Source organism: Luteimonas colneyensis (assembly GCF_014836665.1).
Taxonomy (GTDB): Bacteria; Pseudomonadota; Gammaproteobacteria; order Xanthomonadales; family Xanthomonadaceae; genus Luteimonas; species Luteimonas colneyensis.
In genome coordinates, this window is record NZ_JACSQJ010000002.1 from 445,379 (window position 1) to 460,611 (window position 15,233).

General features: G+C 70.2%; 17 protein-coding genes and 1 pseudogene. 5 read left to right on the top strand and 13 right to left on the bottom strand.

Annotation, left to right across the window (positions count from 1 at the left end; all coding sequences use genetic code 11):
• Positions 1-98: 98 nt before the first annotated feature.
• The 6 genes and pseudogenes from H9645_RS06195 to ubiK form a co-directional block, all read right to left on the bottom strand.
• Positions 99-458 carry a helix-turn-helix domain-containing protein gene (locus H9645_RS06195; protein WP_191728837.1) on the bottom strand — a complete coding sequence of 120 codons (360 nt, stop codon included), beginning with the start codon at positions 456-458 and terminating at the stop codon, positions 99-101.
• A 3-nt stretch (positions 459-461) separates the two neighbouring features.
• Positions 462-1,577: a tyrosine-type recombinase/integrase gene (locus tag H9645_RS06200; RefSeq protein ID WP_191728838.1), complete on the bottom strand. Its 1,116-nt coding sequence runs from the start codon at positions 1,575-1,577 to the stop codon at positions 462-464.
• Positions 1,574-1,807, bottom strand: a complete 234-nt coding sequence (locus tag H9645_RS06205; protein ID WP_191728839.1) for a hypothetical protein — start codon at positions 1,805-1,807, stop codon at positions 1,574-1,576. Before H9645_RS06205 ends, H9645_RS06200 begins: the two co-directional genes overlap by 4 nt.
• A 192-nt stretch (positions 1,808-1,999) precedes the next feature.
• A complete protein-coding gene (locus H9645_RS06210) occupies positions 2,000-2,284 on the bottom strand; it encodes a hypothetical protein (RefSeq protein WP_191728840.1) in 285 nt (94 codons plus the stop codon).
• Positions 2,285-2,788: 504 nt separating this feature from the next.
• A pseudogene (locus H9645_RS06215) lies at positions 2,789-3,709 on the bottom strand (YifB family Mg chelatase-like AAA ATPase); the annotation flags it as partial.
• A gap of 10 nt (positions 3,710-3,719) precedes the next feature.
• Positions 3,720-4,016: a ubiquinone biosynthesis accessory factor UbiK gene (gene ubiK / locus H9645_RS06220; RefSeq protein WP_191728842.1), complete on the bottom strand. Its 297-nt coding sequence runs from the start codon at positions 4,014-4,016 to the stop codon at positions 3,720-3,722.
• Between the two features lie 142 nt (positions 4,017-4,158).
• On the opposite strand from ubiK, the gene H9645_RS06225 reads away from it, so the two are divergent.
• The 3 genes from H9645_RS06225 (at position 4,159) to H9645_RS06235 (ending at position 5,369) form a co-directional block, all read left to right on the top strand.
• A complete protein-coding gene (locus tag H9645_RS06225; protein WP_132998728.1) occupies positions 4,159-4,497 on the top strand; it encodes a P-II family nitrogen regulator in 339 nt (112 codons plus the stop codon).
• 76 nt (positions 4,498-4,573) lie between these two features.
• Positions 4,574-5,032: a hypothetical protein gene (locus H9645_RS06230; protein ID WP_191728843.1), complete on the top strand. Its 459-nt coding sequence runs from the start codon at positions 4,574-4,576 to the stop codon at positions 5,030-5,032.
• Positions 4,998-5,369 (top strand): membrane protein insertion efficiency factor YidD, encoded by a 372-nt coding sequence (locus H9645_RS06235; protein ID WP_191728844.1) that lies wholly within the window; start codon positions 4,998-5,000, stop codon positions 5,367-5,369. Before H9645_RS06230 ends, H9645_RS06235 begins: the two co-directional genes overlap by 35 nt.
• On the opposite strand, the gene speE is transcribed toward H9645_RS06235, so the two are convergent.
• The gene (gene speE, locus H9645_RS06240) at positions 5,370-6,224 is read right to left on the bottom strand and encodes a polyamine aminopropyltransferase (protein WP_191728845.1); all 855 of its coding nucleotides are present in this window, start codon (positions 6,222-6,224) and stop codon (positions 5,370-5,372) included. It abuts the gene before it with no gap.
• A 111-nt stretch (positions 6,225-6,335) separates the two neighbouring features.
• Here speE and H9645_RS06245 point away from each other — a divergent pair, with 111 nt between their 5' ends.
• Together H9645_RS06245 and speA are read left to right on the top strand one after the other, a co-directional pair.
• A complete protein-coding gene (locus tag H9645_RS06245; RefSeq protein ID WP_191728846.1) occupies positions 6,336-8,183 on the top strand; it encodes a M48 family metallopeptidase in 1,848 nt (615 codons plus the stop codon).
• Between the two features lie 88 nt (positions 8,184-8,271).
• Positions 8,272-10,161 (top strand): arginine decarboxylase, encoded by a 1,890-nt coding sequence (gene speA, locus H9645_RS06250; protein WP_191728847.1) that lies wholly within the window; start codon positions 8,272-8,274, stop codon positions 10,159-10,161.
• Positions 10,162-10,185: 24 nt separating this feature from the next.
• On the opposite strand, the gene H9645_RS06255 is transcribed toward speA, so the two are convergent.
• The 6 genes from H9645_RS06255 to radC form a co-directional block, all read right to left on the bottom strand.
• Complete coding sequence (locus H9645_RS06255; protein ID WP_191728848.1) at positions 10,186-10,650, bottom strand: DMT family transporter; 465 nt, start codon at positions 10,648-10,650, stop codon at positions 10,186-10,188.
• Between the two features lie 40 nt (positions 10,651-10,690).
• Positions 10,691-11,449: an SDR family NAD(P)-dependent oxidoreductase gene (locus H9645_RS06260; protein ID WP_191728849.1), complete on the bottom strand. Its 759-nt coding sequence runs from the start codon at positions 11,447-11,449 to the stop codon at positions 10,691-10,693.
• Positions 11,450-11,459: 10 nt separating this feature from the next.
• Positions 11,460-11,813: a hypothetical protein gene (locus H9645_RS06265; RefSeq protein WP_191728850.1), complete on the bottom strand. Its 354-nt coding sequence runs from the start codon at positions 11,811-11,813 to the stop codon at positions 11,460-11,462.
• A 121-nt stretch (positions 11,814-11,934) separates the two neighbouring features.
• Positions 11,935-12,753, bottom strand: coding sequence for an SPOR domain-containing protein (locus tag H9645_RS06270; RefSeq protein WP_191728851.1), 819 nt, complete (start codon positions 12,751-12,753; stop codon positions 11,935-11,937).
• Positions 12,754-14,442 carry an arginine--tRNA ligase gene (gene argS / locus H9645_RS06275; protein ID WP_191728852.1) on the bottom strand — a complete coding sequence of 563 codons (1,689 nt, stop codon included), beginning with the start codon at positions 14,440-14,442 and terminating at the stop codon, positions 12,754-12,756.
• Between the two features lie 95 nt (positions 14,443-14,537).
• Entirely contained in the window at positions 14,538-15,212 is a 675-nt protein-coding gene (gene radC, locus H9645_RS06280) for a RadC family protein (RefSeq protein WP_189498102.1), read from the bottom strand.
• Positions 15,213-15,233: the final 21 nt, after the last annotated feature.

Genomic DNA, 15,233 nt, shown 5'->3' on the forward strand with positions numbered 1-15,233 from the left:
GTGGACGTAGCAGTGCTTGCAGTACGTACCCAGCATGGTGATCGTGGCCGGCGCGCCGTGTTTCCCGCATTGGCGACATGGCACGACGGTGGGGGAGCTCACGAGCGCCACCTGCCTTCAGGAAGCGCCGGCACGGCGGGCCCAACGAGCTTCGCAAGATCCTTGGCCTTTGGAGATTCTGGCTCTCGCATCGGGACAACGTTCTTGGTACGTCGCGGCTGATCGACCAGCACCAGAAGGTCTTGGGGTGTCACGCCGAAGCAATGGCAGAAAAGCGCGAGCACATGCAGATTCATGCGCTTTGGCTGACCGCGATAGATTCGCGTCAGCTGGCTTTCGCTCAGTTCCAATCCAAGCGGCTTCAAGCGGACGTAGAGCGCGCGACACGACAACACGCCGTGCTCCGCCGCCACGGTCTGGCCGCGCCAGTGGATCCTCTTGGAGGAACGACGCGGCATCCGTTAGGTGCTGCGACGGTTCTTGCCGTGCGGCTTCTTGGTGCGCGAACGCGCGACGGGGCCATTGACCATTGCGCGCAGGCGTGCGGCCTGTGCCCCCTTGGGGAGCTTGACATAGATTTGGGTCGTCGCCAGGTGGCGATGGCGTCCCAGCATCTGGGCAAATTCTAGGTCGATCCGCTCGCTGGCGTGTGTCAACGTGGATCGTCGGTTGGCGTGGCTTCCGCGTCCCTTGACCCAGAGCCCGGCCTCCTTGAGGTATGCACGGTAGTCCTGCATGTACATCCATTTCGAAAGACGGGTTCCCATCCGGTTCAAGAACACCGCCTTTCGCGCATCCTCGCCCTTCTCTGGAAAGCTAGGGCGAACAACGGAAAAGTACCAATCCGCGATCTGGCGAAAAGCGGGGCTGACGACGGGCGCGATAGCCACAGGCTTTGGGGAACAGCGTGAGGCTTTGCCGCGGACTTTCACGGCCCCGTAGCGACCGAGGGCGGCGCGGGTGGCGACCACAGACTGGAAGTCGCCTCGATTCAGCGCAACAAGCTCATGGATGCGGAGGGCGGCGTAATACTGCAGGGCCGTCATGACCTTGTTGCGTTGGTGTGCCCTCAGGGCAACCAGACAATTTGAGTGGGCTGCGATCTTGAGGTCAATCACATGCTGGAGCCGCCCGAACTCTTCACGTGTCAGTGCTTCAGTGGCATCGCCCTCGGATTCATCTTCAATGCGGTGAACCACAGCGGTGCGCGCGTTCACCGGATTCTCCAGGCGGTGCCCGCAGGCGTGGACGACCAGTGCCTGGAACTCCGGGTCGCCTACCAGGTATGCGTAGAAGCCCTTGACGGCTTGTTGATAGGTGCGCTGCGTGGAAATCTTGATCATTCGTTTGTCGAGCACTGAGAGCATCCAGCGTTCGTAATCCCGTGGGGTGATCTCCCACACCGGCTTGCCTACGAACGCGAGCATGCGCGTCACCAGCGTGCGGTAGTTTTTGATGACGTCGCTCGTCACGCGGCGGATTTTCAAGTGCTGGTCGAAGTACAGCTCGAATGCCACCGCGTCGGAGAGCGCCGACGTGGGCAGCGGTGAGGTTTTAACGAGCGTCAGCGCAGTCATGGCGACGACCTCCGCTGTGGCCCGAATTCGGGCGTGGGAAACCGCGTGCTGAGGTAGTGGGCCAAGTTGGCTCCCGCGTTGGCGCGGGATGTCTTCCTCTTGGCAGGCCGGTGCGCGGCTCGCATGCGCACCTCCAGGGCGATCAATGGGGCCATCGTGTCGGGGATGCGAATTTCCGGGCGCAGGGACGCGCCGTCGCGGCCGATCGCGCGAATTTTGATGATGATCATCGTGAGTCTCCAATCGCTCAGGACACACCTCGCCTGTGCGAGCCGACGAGCGGTCGCATTGCAAGGGGATCAGGGGTTGACCGCGGCGCGGTCGGGGCCGGAGAATCGGAGCTGCTAGCAAGCACCTCCGATTGTGACCAAGCCCGGGCTACCACCCGGGTTTTGTCGTTCTCGGCATCCAGTGTCATTAGTTCATGGCGCGACCTCCTTGCCAGGATGGGGCGCGAGGAACTGCATGCACGTCAGGCCTTGGGCCTGCAGCCATTGCGCAAGCACATGGGTTTTGATGAAGAGGCCGCGACGGTGGCGCAGGCGCATGAAAGGCACTGGGGTCTTGCCGCGGCGCCAAGCGCAGCGCGCCGCCTCCAGCGAGGAGAAAGACAACCAGCGCCAGGCGACGGCAACGGGCACATAGGGGCCATAGTGTCGAACGAGGTTGCGCTCGAGTGCCGGAATGTCAGTCTGAGCGGTTTGCATCAACCTGACCAAAGTGTTGGCGGGATCCCACGAACGCTGCGCGGCTCGCGCGGTCGCGTCAACCCTGGACGCGGGCGAGTGGCGTGTCAGGTCGCGCTTTGTCTGTTGAGTTTTACCTGGCCACTTGAAGGCAACTCGCCTTTGGATGGGTCTGACCGGAATGACCGCTTTTTACCGAAAAGCGGTAGCGAATCAACAGGGTAGGGGCGTCTGGTCACGCAGATCGGTCTCGTCTCCTGCGCGGATGCGGAGAATCGGCCGTTTGTCGGAAAGTGTCTCCAATCTTTCGCTTCGCCGGGATCGGCATTGGGCTCGGCGCGTCGATGCGCGGAGGTCCAGCTAGGCACCGCATCCTGGGCGGTCAGTTACGCATTTAATGCGGAAAGTTAGTGTCGGCATTTAATGCGCGGCGTTAAATGCGGAAGGGGTGCGCCAAGCGCTTGAAGGATGAAGAAAAAGCGCAGGCATCCGGCGCTCCCTGAACGTACTCCCGTATTCCAACATCGGAAGTTCGTCGAGGAACAGCACGCCGTGGTGCGCGAGCGAGATCTCGCCCGGTCGCGGCTCGCTGCCGCCGCCGGCCAGGGCGATGGCGCTGGCGGTGTGGTGCGGGGCGCGGAACGGCCGCTGCCGCCAGCGCGCCGGGTCGATGCCGCGGCCGCTCACCGAGGCGATGGCCGCGGCTTCCAGGGCCTCGGCCTCGCTGGCTTCGGGCAGGATGCCGGGCAGGCGCGAGGCGAGCAGGGTCTTGCCGCAGCCGGGGCTGCCGGCCAGCAGCAGGTGATGCCCTCCGGCGGCCGCGATCTCCAGCGCACGACGCGCGCGCAGCTGGCCGCGGACGTCGGCCAGGTCGGGGATGCCGGGCGCGGGGCCGATGGCCTCGGCGCAAGCCACCGCCTTTGGCAAGGGACGCTGTCCGGTCACGTGCGCGCACACCTCCGACAGCGTGCGCGCCACCCGCACGTCCACGCCGCGGGCCAGCGCGGCTTCGGCACCGTTCGCCGCGGGCACCACCAGCACCCGGCCGGCCTCGCCGCAGGCCAGCGCTGCCGGCAGCACGCCATCCACCGCGCGCAGCTCGCCGGTCAACCCGAGTTCGCCAATGAACTCATGCCCGGCCAGCGCGGTGCGCGGCAGCTGTTCGCTGGCGGCGAGGATGCCGAGCGCGATCGGCAGGTCGAAGCGGCCGCCGCCCTTGGGCAGGTCGGCCGGCGCCAGGTTGACCGTGGTCACCCGCGGCGGGAACTCGAACTGCGCGCAGCGGATGGCGGCGCGGACCCGGTCCTTCGACTCGCGCACCGCCGCCTGCGGCAGCCCGACCATCGACATGCGCGGCAAGCCGCCGCTCATATAGACCTCGACGGTCACTTCCGGCGCGCGCACGCCGGCGCGTGCACGGCCGTGCACGATCGCGAGTCCCGCCATGGCGGTGGCCTCAGTGCGGCTGTTGCGGCTGTTGCGGCGCTGCCGGCGCGGTGCCGCCGGCGGCACCCAGCTGCGCTTCGAGCTGCGACACCTGCGCCTGCAACGCCTCGAGCTTCTCGCGCGTGCGCAGCAGTACCGCCTGCTGCACGTCGAACTCCTCGCGCGTCACCAGGTCCAGCCGCGCCAGCCCGGCCTGGAGCACCGACTTGAAGTTTTCCTGCAGCTCCTCGCGGCCCTCGCGCAGGCCCGGGGGCACCAGGCTGCTGAGGCGGCGGGCGAGGTCGTCGATATGGCCAAGGTCGATCATGGGAAGTTCTCCGGTGTGGCCTGCAGCGTGGCCGAGGCGCGGGCCGCGCACCATCGGGCACGGGCGCGCGTGGGGGTGGGAAAAGGCCCGTCCGACGCCCGGGCCGCGGTATCCTGAGCGCTCTGCAAGCGGAGGCCGCGTGATGAAGATGATCATGGCGATCATCAAGCCGTTCAAGCTCGACGACGTCCGCGAGGCGCTGTCGGAGGCCGGCGTGGCCGGCATCACCGTGACCGAAGTGAAAGGCTTCGGCCGCCAGAAGGGCCACACGGAGCTCTATCGCGGCGCCGAGTACGTGATCGACTTCCTGCCCAAGATCAAGCTCGAGGTCGCGGTCACCGACGACCAGGCCGAGCTGGTCACCGAGGCCATCCTCAAGGCCGCCTCGACCGGCAAGATCGGCGACGGCAAGGTCTTCGTCTACGACCTCGAGCGCGCGGTGCGCATCCGCACCGGCGAACTGGACGCGGACGCGCTCTAGCCTCCGCATCGGAAGATTGCGGTTGCCCGATGCGCTCCGCTACCCTTCCGGTTCGTCAAACGGGAGGGGGCCCGTGATGAAGGCATTTGTCATCGCGTTCGTGGTGTTCGTCGCCGTGTCTATCGTGACCGGCTGGATGCAACTGGGGTGGCTCGGCACCATTGCTGCGCTTGTGGTGGCTGTGGTGGTGTATTCGAGGGTGTCGCGGTCGTCGTCCGCCGCCACAGGAAGCGAGGTCGCGGCCGGCAATGCCGGCGCCGCCACATTTTCGTGGAAGGGCATCGACGTGTATCAGGACCAGGGCTTCTTCACCTACCGCGGCGGCCGCTACGAGATCGCCAACGTCGTCAGGATCAGCTACGAAACGTCCGGCAATCGTGGTTGCCTGGGCGGCACGCACTACAAGATCCACATCCACATGAATGACCTGAAGATGCCGCGCGTGACCGTGGGCGCGGGCAACGTGACGCACGGTGGAAACGACGAGACCGAGCGCAACTATGAGCGCCTGGGCATCGTGCTCGGCTGCCGCTGACCGGTGTGGGCGGGCGCTGCTCGCCTTCGGCATTCACGCCTACCGCGCCTGCCTGCGCCCGCTGATCGGCCGCGAATGCCTATTCGCGGTCGGTTGCTCCGAACACGTGTTGCGGACCGCCCGGCGTGACGGGAGCCGGGCGGCATTGCGCGCGTTCGCCGTGCGCGTGCGGACCTGTCGGGGCGACTTCTCGATCGGCAGTCGCGCCGGCGTGCCTCACGCGCTGACACGCGATGGCATCATCCTGCCGCTCGACCAGCTGGCGGCGGGGACGAGACGGGCCGTCGAGCTGGCCTATACCGAGGCTCGCGAGCGCATCGGGCCGTCGGCCGGCTGATCAGGGCGTCGCCAGCGCTTCAGCCACGAACGGCGGCAGCACCTGCGCCGCCTTGTGCATGTCGGCGCTGTAGTACTTCGTCGCGAAGCCCTTCGCCGCCGCGTCCGCCTCGCGGAAATCGAACCCGCGCCCACCCTTGCGCGCCAGCGTGCAGCTCCACCAGCCGGTGGGATAGCAGGGCTGCGGGAAGGGCAGGGTCTGGAAGCTGTCGAAGCCGGCCTTGCCCATCTCGGCGCGGATGTCGCGGATCAGGTCCAGCAGCACCAGCGGCGACTCCGACTGCTGCACCAGGATGCCGTCGTCCTTCAGCGCGCGAAAGCAGCTGTCGAAGAAGGCCTGGTTGAACAGCCCGGTGGCCGGGCCGACCGGGTCGGTCGCGTCCACGATCACAACGTCCAGGCTGCCCGGCGCGCAGTTGGCCATGTAGGCGATGCCATCGTCGAAGAGCACCTCGGCGCGCGGATCGCCATTGGACTCGCACAGTTCGGGGAAATACTTCTCCGCCATGCGCGTGACCTGCTCGTCGATGTCGCACTGCACGGCCCTGGCCACCCCCGGGTGGCGCAGCACCTCGCGCAGCGTGCCGCAGTCGCCGCCGCCGATGACCACCACGTTCTTCGGGTCCGGGTGGGTGAACAGCGCCGGGTGCGACATCATCTCGTGGTAGAGGAAGTTGTCGCGCGTGGTCACCATCATCGCGCCGTCGATCAGCATCACGTTGCCCCAGTCGGTCGATTCGTAGATCTCGATCTTCTGGAACGGCGACTGCACCTCGTCGAGCTTGCGCGTGACCCGGTAGCCGATGGCGGAGCCGGAGGGTTCGAAGTTCTCGTAGAGCCAGTGCGGGGCGCTCATGGGCGGGGTCCTGGAAGCGTGGGCGAGGGCGCGGATTGTAGCGGAGCGCCAGCGACGGGCCGTACGATGCGCCAGGCGGCGCGGGGGCGCCGAGGGGAAGGGGAAACGGGAATGATGACGGTCCGGGAGCGGCGCGCGCTGGTCGCGCGCCTGGAGGACGAGGCCAAGGCCTCGCCGCGCGCGTACAGGATCCGGCTGGCGCTGCTCGCGGGGCTGGGTTTCGCGGTCCTGGGCGGCGCAGTGCTGCTGGCGCTCGGGATGTCGGTGGGGCTGGTGCTGGTGCTGCTGGCGATCAGCCCGATCCTGCTGCTGAAGCTGGCGAAGGTGATCTGGATCCCCATCGCCTTCGGCTGGATGGTGCTGCGCGCGCTGTGGGTGCGCTTCGAGCCGCCGGCGGGCCATCGCCTCGCGCCAGGCGAGGCGCCGCGGCTGCAGGACGAGGTCGAGCGCCTGCGCGTGGCGGCGGGCGCGCCGAAGCTCGCGGGCATCGTGATCGACGACGAACTCAACGCGGCCGCGGCCAGCGTGCCGCGCGCGCTCGGCCTGCTCGGCCACCGCCACTACCTGGTGCTGGGCCTGCCGATGATGCAGCTGCTCGACCGCGAGCAGTTCGCCTCGGTGGTCGCGCACGAGTTCGGCCATTTCGGCGGCGGCCACGGGCGCTTTACCGGCTGGATCTACCGCGTTCGCAGCAGCTGGTACCGGCTGCTGGACGCGCTGTCCGGACGTGGAAGCTGGACCGGGCGCGTGTTCTCGCGCTTCTTCGACTGGTATGCGCCCTATTTCGACGCCTACAGCTTCGTGCTTGCGCGTGGCAACGAGTACCAGGCCGACGCCACCGCGGCGCGCATCGCCGGGGCCGAGGTGGCGGGGCAGGCGCTGGTGCGCGTGAACGTGGGCGCGGCGCGGCTGCAGCAGGACTTCTGGCCCGGCGTGCTCGAAGCCAACCGCGGCCGGCCGGAGCCGCCGGCGCTGCTGTACCGCGACATGGCGGCCAGCCTGCGCCAGGCGCATGCCGACGACGGCGCGCGCATCGCGCTGCAGCTGGCCGCGTCCCCGGGCATCGAGGACACCCACCCGACGCTGGCCCAGCGCCTCGAGGCGCTGGGCGTGGCGCCGGCCGAGCCGCCGCCGCCGCAGGAGTCGGCGGCCGACGCGCTGCTCGGCACGCTGCTGCCGGAGCTCGAGCAGCAGTTCAGCGCGCAGTGGCGCGAGCGCGTGGACCAGGGCTGGCGCGAACGCCATCGCCAGCACGCGGCCGACGTGGAGCGCCTGGGCGAGCTGGAGCTGGCGGACACGCGCACGCCTGAGGAGGTGGTCGAGCACGCGCGCCTGGTGGAGCTGCTCCATCCGGAGGTGGACGCGCTGGCGCTGTACCGCCGGGCCGCGACCGTGGCGCCCGACCACCCGTTCCTGCAGTACCGCATCGGCACGCTCCTGCTCGCCCGCGACGACCGCGACGGCATCGCGCACCTGCGGCGGGTCATCGCGTTGGACCCGGCCAGCGAGGGCGATGTCCTGCTGGAACTGGCCGCGTTCCATTCGCGCGTGGGCAATGACGAGGCCCTCGAGGTGGTCGAGGTCCAGCTCGCACGCCTGCGCTCGCGGATGGAGGCCTCGAGCCGCGCGCGCGCGGCCGTGTCGCGCGGCGACCGCTTCGAGCCGCATGGCCTGTCCGCGGATGCCCTCGACGCGGTCCGTGATGCCCTGGATTCGACCGGCTGCGTGGCCAAGGCCTGGATCGCCCGCAAGGTGCTGGCGGACGATCCCCACGGCACGCCGCACTACGCCGTGCTGGTGGCGCTGCGCCGCTTCAGCTGGAGCCAGGACAGCGCGCTGCAGAAGGTGGTCGACGCGCTGGAACTGCCGGGAAGCTTCATCGTCTTCACCGCGCCCAACCAGCGGGCGATCGCGCGCCGCGTGCGCAAGGCCGCAGGCAGTCCCGACTTCGTGCGCTGAGGCGGCGCGCCGTGCGCGGCGTGGATCCGGCGCGCACGGCGCGGGGGCTAGAATGCGCGCCTTCCCCAGCGCTGACGGATCCCCGCCCATGACCGCATGGTCCATCGACCAGGCCCGCAAGACCTACTCGATCCCGCACTGGGCCTCGGGTTACTTCGATGTCGACGCGGCGGGCCGCGTGGTCGCGCGTCCGCAGGGCGCGGGCGGTCCGGCGATCGCGCTGGCCGACGTCGTGGACGACGCGCTGGCGCAGGGCGCGAACATGCCGCTGCTGGTGCGCTTCCCCGACATCCTCGGCGACCGCCTGGCCGCGCTGCAGGCGGCGTTTGCCCAGGCGCAGGCCGACTGGGAGTACCGGGGCGGCTACACCGCGGTCTATCCGATCAAGGTCAACCAGCATCGCGGCGTGGCCGGCACCCTGGCCTCGCACGCCGGCGAGGGCTTTGGCCTCGAGGCCGGCAGCAAGCCCGAGCTGATGGCGGTGCTGGCGCTGTCGCGTCCGGGCGGCCTGGTCATCTGCAACGGCTACAAGGACCGCGAGTACATCCGGCTCGCGCTGATCGGCCGCAAGCTCGGCATGAACGTCTTCATCGTGGTCGAGAAGCCCTCCGAGCTGAAGCTGGTGATGGAAGAGTCGGAGGCGCTGGGCGTCGAGCCGGTGCTTGGCGTGCGCATGCGCCTGGCCTCGCTGGGCGCGGGCAAGTGGCAGAACTCAGGCGGCGACAAGGCCAAGTTCGGCCTCAGCCCGCGCCAGCTGCTGGACCTGTGGAAGTCGCTGCGCGACGCCGGCATGGGCGGGGCGCTCAAGCTGCTGCACTTCCACATGGGCTCGCAGATCTCCAACGTGCGCGACATCGCGCGCGGCATGCGCGAGGCCACGCGCTACTTCATCGAGCTGTCGAAGCTGGGCGCGGACATCGACTACGTCGACGTCGGCGGAGGCCTGGGCATCGACTACGAGGGCACGCGCTCGCGCAGCTACAACTCGGTCAACTACAGCATGGGCCAGTACGCCTCGAGCATCGTGCAGCCGCTGGCCGACGCCTGCGCCGAAGCCGGCCTGCGCCAGCCGCGCATCGTCACCGAATGCGGCCGCGCCATGACCGCGCACCACGCGGTGCTGGTGGCCAACGTGTCCGAGGTCGAGGCCGCGCCGGAAGGCCGCGTGCCGGACGCGCACGACGACGAGCCCGCGGTGGTGCGCCACCTGCGCGAACTCCATGCCGAACTCGACGAGCGCCCGGCCGTGGAGTTGTTCCACGAAGCCGCGCACCACCATGCCGAAGGCCTGAGCCTGTACGCGCTCGGCCAGCTCGACCTGGTGCACCGCGCGCGCATCGACGACCTGTTCTATGCGATTGCGCACGCCGCGCGGGCGCGCCTCACCTATGACGAGAAGAGTCACCGGCCGCTGCTCGACGAGCTCAACGAGCGCCTGGTCGACAAGTACTTCGTCAACTTCAGCGTGTTCGAGTCGATGCCTGACGTCTGGGCGATCGACCAGGTGTTCCCGATCGTGCCGATCGAGCGCCTGGACGAGGCGCCGACGCGACGCGGCACCATCGCCGACCTCACCTGCGACTCCGACGGCAAGATCGACACCTACGTCGAGAACGAGGACCTGGACAGCTCACTGCCGCTGCACCCGCTGCGCGCGGGCGAGAGCTACCGCCTGGGCTTCTTCCTGGTGGGCGCCTACCAGGAGATCCTGGGCGACATCCACAACCTCTTCGGCGACACCGATGCGATCGAGGTCAGGGTGGACGGCCAGGGCCATGCAATCGCGCAGCAGCGCCGCGGCGACACCACCGACGTGATGCTCGACTACGTGGGTTACGTGCTCGAAGACCTGCGCGCGGAGTACGACGCCAAGGTGGCGGCCGCGAAGCTGCCGGCCGACGAGTCCGCGCGGCTGCGCGAGGCGCTGGAGGCCGGGCTCACGGGCTACACCTACCTCGACGACGCGCCGATCGACTGACGATCGCGCGCCGCCGCGCCGCCGCTACAGTGGCGGCGAAGGCGTGCGCCACGGCGCGGCCACGAGCAGGACACCCAGCAGCACCAGCGTCGCGCCGGCGATCCGGGTCCAGTCGGCCGGGCGCTGCGCCTGCAGCACGCCGAAGTGATCGAGCGCGAGCGAGGCCACCACCTGCCCGAGCACCGCCAGGCAGATCGCCGCGGCCGCGCCCACGCGCGGGATCAGCAGGGTGAACACCGCGACGTAGACCGCGCCGAGTACGCCGCCGAGCCAGATCCACGCGGGGAAACGGGCGTCGGGCGCCGCGCCCCACGGCGTGCGCGATGCCAGCAGCCAGCACCCCAGCACCACGCTGCCGACGAGGAACGAGACGAAGGCGGCCATCACCGGCCCATGCAGCGCGCCGGCCAGCCGCGCGTTGACCAGGCCCTGAAGCGGCAGCACCGCGCCGATGGCGACGATGGCCAGCATCGCCAGCCACTGGCTCATGCCGCGCACCCCGGTCCGCGGACCCGTGGCGCGCGCGCGGTCACCGCGCCGACCCGCGGTCGATCTGCAGCCCCGCCAGCGACTGGCTCACCGGCATCACTTCCAGCCGGTTGATGTTGAGGTGCGGCGGCAGGTTGGCGATCCACCAGGTGGATTCGGCCACGTCGGCCGCGGTGATCGGCTGCGCGCCGGCATACAGCGCGTCGGAGGCGGCCTGGTCGCCGCCGTTGCGCACGAGGGTGAACTCGGTTTCGGCCAGTCCGGGCTCGATCACGCTCACGCGCACGCCGGTGCCGTGCAGGTCCGAGCGCAGGTTGAGCGAGAACTGCTCGACGAAGGCCTTGGTGGCGCCGTAGACGTTGCCACCTGCATACGGATACACGCCGGCGATGGAGCCGATGTTGACGATCGCGCCGCGCCGCTCGATGAGCACCGGCAGCAGGCGGTGGGTGATCGTGACCAGCGCGGTGACGTTGGTGTCGATCATCTGGCGCCACTGCGCGAGGTCGCAGGCCTGCGCAGGCGCCGTGCCCAGCGCGAGGCCGGCGTTGTTGACCAGCAGGTCGAGGTCGCGGAAGGGCGCGGGCACGGCGTCGAGCGCGGCGGCCATCGCGTCGGCGTCGCGGATGTCGAAGCAGGCGGCGTGGACGCGGTCGCGGCCGAGGCGGTCGGCGAGGGCGTCGAGGCGGTCCTGGCGGCGACCGGTGGCGATCGCGCGCCATGCCCCGGACGAGACGAAGCGCTCCACGATCGCGGCGCCGAAGCCGGCGGTGGCGCCGGTGACGAGCAGGGTTTTCATGCGCCCGATTCTACGCCGCACCCTTGCGCGTGGACGGCTTCGGCGGAGGACGGTCGGCGGCCTTCGACGCCGCGCCGCGGCGACGGCCGGTCGCGGTCTTGCCGGCGGTGCGCGACTTCGCGGCGCGGTGCTTCTCGAGCATGTCCTCGGCCAGCACCACGTCTTCGGAAATGATGCCCGCCGCGCGTGCGATGGCGATCCGGGCCTCGGCGCGGTTCTCGTCAGGGTTGGCCTTCAGCAGTTCGCGGATGACTTCGCGCAGCGCCGCTTCGGCGTCGCGCTTGAGCCGGAGGTCGCTGCTTTCGCGGAACAGCGCCAGCAGCGCGTCGACCAGCGGCTTGACGAGTGCGGCTTCGATGGGCATGGAGGCGTCCTCCCCGGGGGAAGGACAGCCTGGACCCCGGCCATCGCAGCGACCGCGACGGGCCTGGAACCAGCCGGCGGGCCGACTGGCGGGCGGCCCCGGGGGGGGCGTCAGGCCGGGCTCAGCGGGCGCGGATCGCCAGCGCCTCGAGGCCGCCGTTGCCGAGCTTCTGCTTGGCCTCGGCCAGCTCGGACGCGGTGCCGTAGGGGCCCATGCGCACCCGGTACATGGCGCGGCCGTCGATCTCGGCCTGCTCGACGCGGGCGACCAGGCCGAGCATCGCGATGCGCGCCTTCAGCGCCTCGGCATCGGTGTTGCTGGCGAAGGAGCCGGCCTGGAGGATGTAGCGGACGCCGTCGGCGGCGGCCGGTGCGGAGGCGGCGGGCCTCGCCGCGGTCGCGGCCGCAGCCGCGTCCGGCGCCTGGGCTGCGGGCCGCGGCGGCGTGGTGGCCTGCCCGGGCTGCGCCGCGGCATCGGCGGCGAGGTCGGCCGCGTCGGCATCCAGTTCGCGCTGCTGCGCCGCGCGCTCGCGCGCCAGCAGTTCGTCGCGGCGCGCCTGCTCGGCGCGCGCGCTGGCGGCCAGTTCGGCGTCGGTCATGGCCACTTCCTGGCCCGGCAGCAGCGTGTAGAAGTCGTACTGCGTCTCGGCCGGAGCCTCCTCCTGCGCGTCGCCGGACCGGGATCGGGCAGGACGGGCGGGGGCCGGGGCGTCGTCGGCCACGCTTTCGCCGGCATCGCCGCGGGCGGCGGCCGGCGTCGCGTCGGGGTTCGGCGTGGGCCGGAAGAAGCCCGGTTCGCCATCGGACTCGAGCAGCTTCGGGGCCGCCAGCACCACCACGATCGTCAGCAGCACGCCGATGATCAGCCACGCCCAGCCCGGCAGCGGTGTGCCACCGCCGCCGGTACGCCGCGCCTGGGACTTGCCACGCTTGACCGCCACTTACATCGCCTCCGGGGCCTGCACGCCCAAAACAGCCAGTCCGTTCGCCAGCACCTGGCGGGTGGCCAGGGCCAGCGCCAGGCGGCCGTCGCGGACGTCCGCGTCGTCCACCAGGAACTGGTGATCGTTGTAATACGACTGGAAGGCCTGGGCCAGCTCCAGCAGGTATTGCGCCACCAGGTGCGGTTCGAGCAGCTGGCCGGCCGCGGCCAGGAGCTCCGGCCAGCGGCTGATCGACGTGACCAGCTCCAGGGTGGCGGGGTTGTCGAGGTCGAGCGCCTGCGCCAGGCCGTTGTCGAGGTCGAAGCCCAGGCCGCGCTCCTTCAGCTGCCGCAGCAGGCCGCAGATGCGCGCGTGCGAGAGCTGCACGTAGTACACCGGGTTGTCGAGCGACTGGCTGCGCGCCAGATCGATGTCGAACACCAGCTGCGAGTCCGGCTTGCGCGCCACCAGGAACCAGCGCGTGGCGTCGCGGCCGGCCTCGTCGATCAGGTCGCGCAGCGTCAGGTAGCTGCCGGCGCGCTTGGACAGCTTCACTTCCTCGCCGCCGCGCATCACCGTGACCATCTGGTGCAGCACGTACTCCGGATAGCCCTCCGGGATGCCCTTGTCGAGCGCCTGCAGGCCGGCCTTCACCCGGGCCAGCGAGCCGTGGTGGTCGGCGCCGAGCTCGGTGATGGCGCGCTCGTAGCCGCGCTGCCACTTCGACAGGTGGTAGGCGACGTCGGGCACGAAGTAGGTATAGGTGCCGTCGGACTTGCGCATCACGCGGTCCTTGTCGTCGCCGAAGGCGGTGGTGCGCAGCCACAGCGCGCCGCCGTCCTCGTAGGCGTGCCCGCCCTCGACCAGCTGGCGCACGGTCTCCTCCACCTTGCCGTCGGCATACAGCGACGACTCGAGGAAGTAGACGTCGAACGACACACCGAAGGCGGCGAGGTCGCCATTCTGCTCGTTGCGCAGGTATGCGACGGCGAAGCGGCGGATGGCATCGATGTCGTCGGCGTCGCCGGTGGCCTTCACGACCTGGCCCTCGACGTCGACGCTCTCGTGGTCGAGGAAGGCGCGGGCGACGTCGGCGATGTAGTCGCCGCGGTAGCCGTCCTCCGGCCAGCCGGCGTCGTCGGGGCGGATGCCGCGCGCGCGCGCCTGCACCGACTTCGCCAGGTTCTCGATCTGGACGCCGGCATCGTTGTAGTAGAACTCGCGCTTCACGTCCCAGCCGTTGGCGTCGAGCACGCGCGCGATGCAATCGCCGATCACCGCCGCGCGGCCGTGGCCGACGTGCAGCGGTCCGGTGGGGTTGGCCGAGACGTACTCGACGCCGGCGACGCGGCCCGCGCCGCTGGCGTTGCGGCCGTAGGCATCGCCCTGCGCATGCACCTCGCGCAGCTGCCGCTGCCAGGCATCGGGCGCCAGGCGGAAATTGAGGAAGCCGGGGCCGGCGATCTCGACCGCGGCGATGTCGCCGCCGGTGGGGATCCCCGCGGCCAGCGCCTGCGCGATCGCGCGCGGATTGCTGCGCGCGGGCTTCGCCAGCACCATCGCGGCGTTGCTGGAGAAATCGCCGTGCGCGCGGTCCTTCGGACGCTCGATCACGAAATCGGGCGTGGCCAGGTCTGCGGGCAGGATGCCCTGGTCGCGGAGGGCGGCGATGCCCTGTTCGACCAGGGCCTTGAGCGTGGATTTCACTGGGCTGGGGGCTTGGAGCGTACGGCCGCACATTGTACGCGAGGCCCAGCCCCGGCTCCGCCCCGAACCGGGCGGTTGCTGAACCGGCCGGGGGGCTACACCCAGCCGCGCGCCGCCAGCGACACCGGCGCGCCGTCACCGATCACGAAATGGTCGAGCAGGCGCACGTCCACCAGGTGCAGGGCCTGCTTCAGGCGCGCGGTGACGGCGCGGTCGGCGGCGCTGGGCTCGCTGCTGCCGCTGGGGTGGTTGTGGCCGACGATCACCGCCGCCGCGTTGTGCCCCAGCGCCCGGCGCACGACTTCGCGCGGGTGCACCTCGGCGCCGTCGACGGTGCCCCGGAACAGTTCCTCGAAGGCGAGCGCGCGGTGGCGGGTGTCCAGGAACAGCGCGGCGAAGACCTCGCTGGGGTGGCCGCGCAGGCGCTGTGCGAAGTAGCGCCCGGCGGCCTGTGGGTCGGTCAGGGCCTCGCCGCGCTCCAGGCGGGCGGCCAGGTGGCGGCTGGCCAGCTCCAGCGCCGCGCCCATCTGGCAGGCGCTGGCCGGGCCCAGGCCAGGCAGCTTCACCAGCTCGGCGGCCGGGAGCTCGAGCAGCCGCCGCAGCGGCCCGTGGTCGGCGAGCAGCTTGCGCGCGGTGGTCACCGCGTCCAGTCCGCGCACCCCGGAGCCGAGGAACAGCGCCAGCAGCTCGGCGTCCGACAGCACCGCGGCACCGCGGGCCAGCAGCTTCTCGCGCGGGCGTTCGCCGCTGGGCCAGTCGCGGATGTGCATGGGCGGTCTCCAGGAGGATGG

Excerpts from the sequence above, each read along its gene's own strand:
- H9645_RS06195 (WP_191728837.1), bottom strand. The coding sequence starts at position 458 with ATGCCGCGTCGTTCCTCCAAGAGGATCCACTGGCGCGGCCAGACCGTG.
- H9645_RS06200 (WP_191728838.1), bottom strand. The coding sequence starts at position 1,577 with ATGACTGCGCTGACGCTCGTTAAAACCTCACCGCTGCCCACGTCGGCG.
- H9645_RS06205 (WP_191728839.1), bottom strand. The coding sequence starts at position 1,807 with ATGATCATCATCAAAATTCGCGCGATCGGCCGCGACGGCGCGTCCCTG.
- H9645_RS06210 (WP_191728840.1), bottom strand. The coding sequence starts at position 2,284 with ATGCAAACCGCTCAGACTGACATTCCGGCACTCGAGCGCAACCTCGTT.
- ubiK (WP_191728842.1), bottom strand. The coding sequence starts at position 4,016 with ATGATCGACCTTGGCCATATCGACGACCTCGCCCGCCGCCTCAGCAGC.
- H9645_RS06225 (WP_132998728.1), top strand. The coding sequence starts at position 4,159 with ATGAAGATGATCATGGCGATCATCAAGCCGTTCAAGCTCGACGACGTC.
- H9645_RS06230 (WP_191728843.1), top strand. The coding sequence starts at position 4,574 with ATGAAGGCATTTGTCATCGCGTTCGTGGTGTTCGTCGCCGTGTCTATC.
- H9645_RS06235 (WP_191728844.1), top strand. The coding sequence starts at position 4,998 with ATGAGCGCCTGGGCATCGTGCTCGGCTGCCGCTGACCGGTGTGGGCGG.
- speE (WP_191728845.1), bottom strand. The coding sequence starts at position 6,224 with ATGAGCGCCCCGCACTGGCTCTACGAGAACTTCGAACCCTCCGGCTCC.
- H9645_RS06245 (WP_191728846.1), top strand. The coding sequence starts at position 6,336 with ATGATGACGGTCCGGGAGCGGCGCGCGCTGGTCGCGCGCCTGGAGGAC.
- speA (WP_191728847.1), top strand. The coding sequence starts at position 8,272 with ATGACCGCATGGTCCATCGACCAGGCCCGCAAGACCTACTCGATCCCG.
- H9645_RS06255 (WP_191728848.1), bottom strand. The coding sequence starts at position 10,650 with ATGAGCCAGTGGCTGGCGATGCTGGCCATCGTCGCCATCGGCGCGGTG.
- H9645_RS06260 (WP_191728849.1), bottom strand. The coding sequence starts at position 11,449 with ATGAAAACCCTGCTCGTCACCGGCGCCACCGCCGGCTTCGGCGCCGCG.
- H9645_RS06265 (WP_191728850.1), bottom strand. The coding sequence starts at position 11,813 with ATGCCCATCGAAGCCGCACTCGTCAAGCCGCTGGTCGACGCGCTGCTG.
- radC (WP_189498102.1), bottom strand. The coding sequence starts at position 15,212 with ATGCACATCCGCGACTGGCCCAGCGGCGAACGCCCGCGCGAGAAGCTG.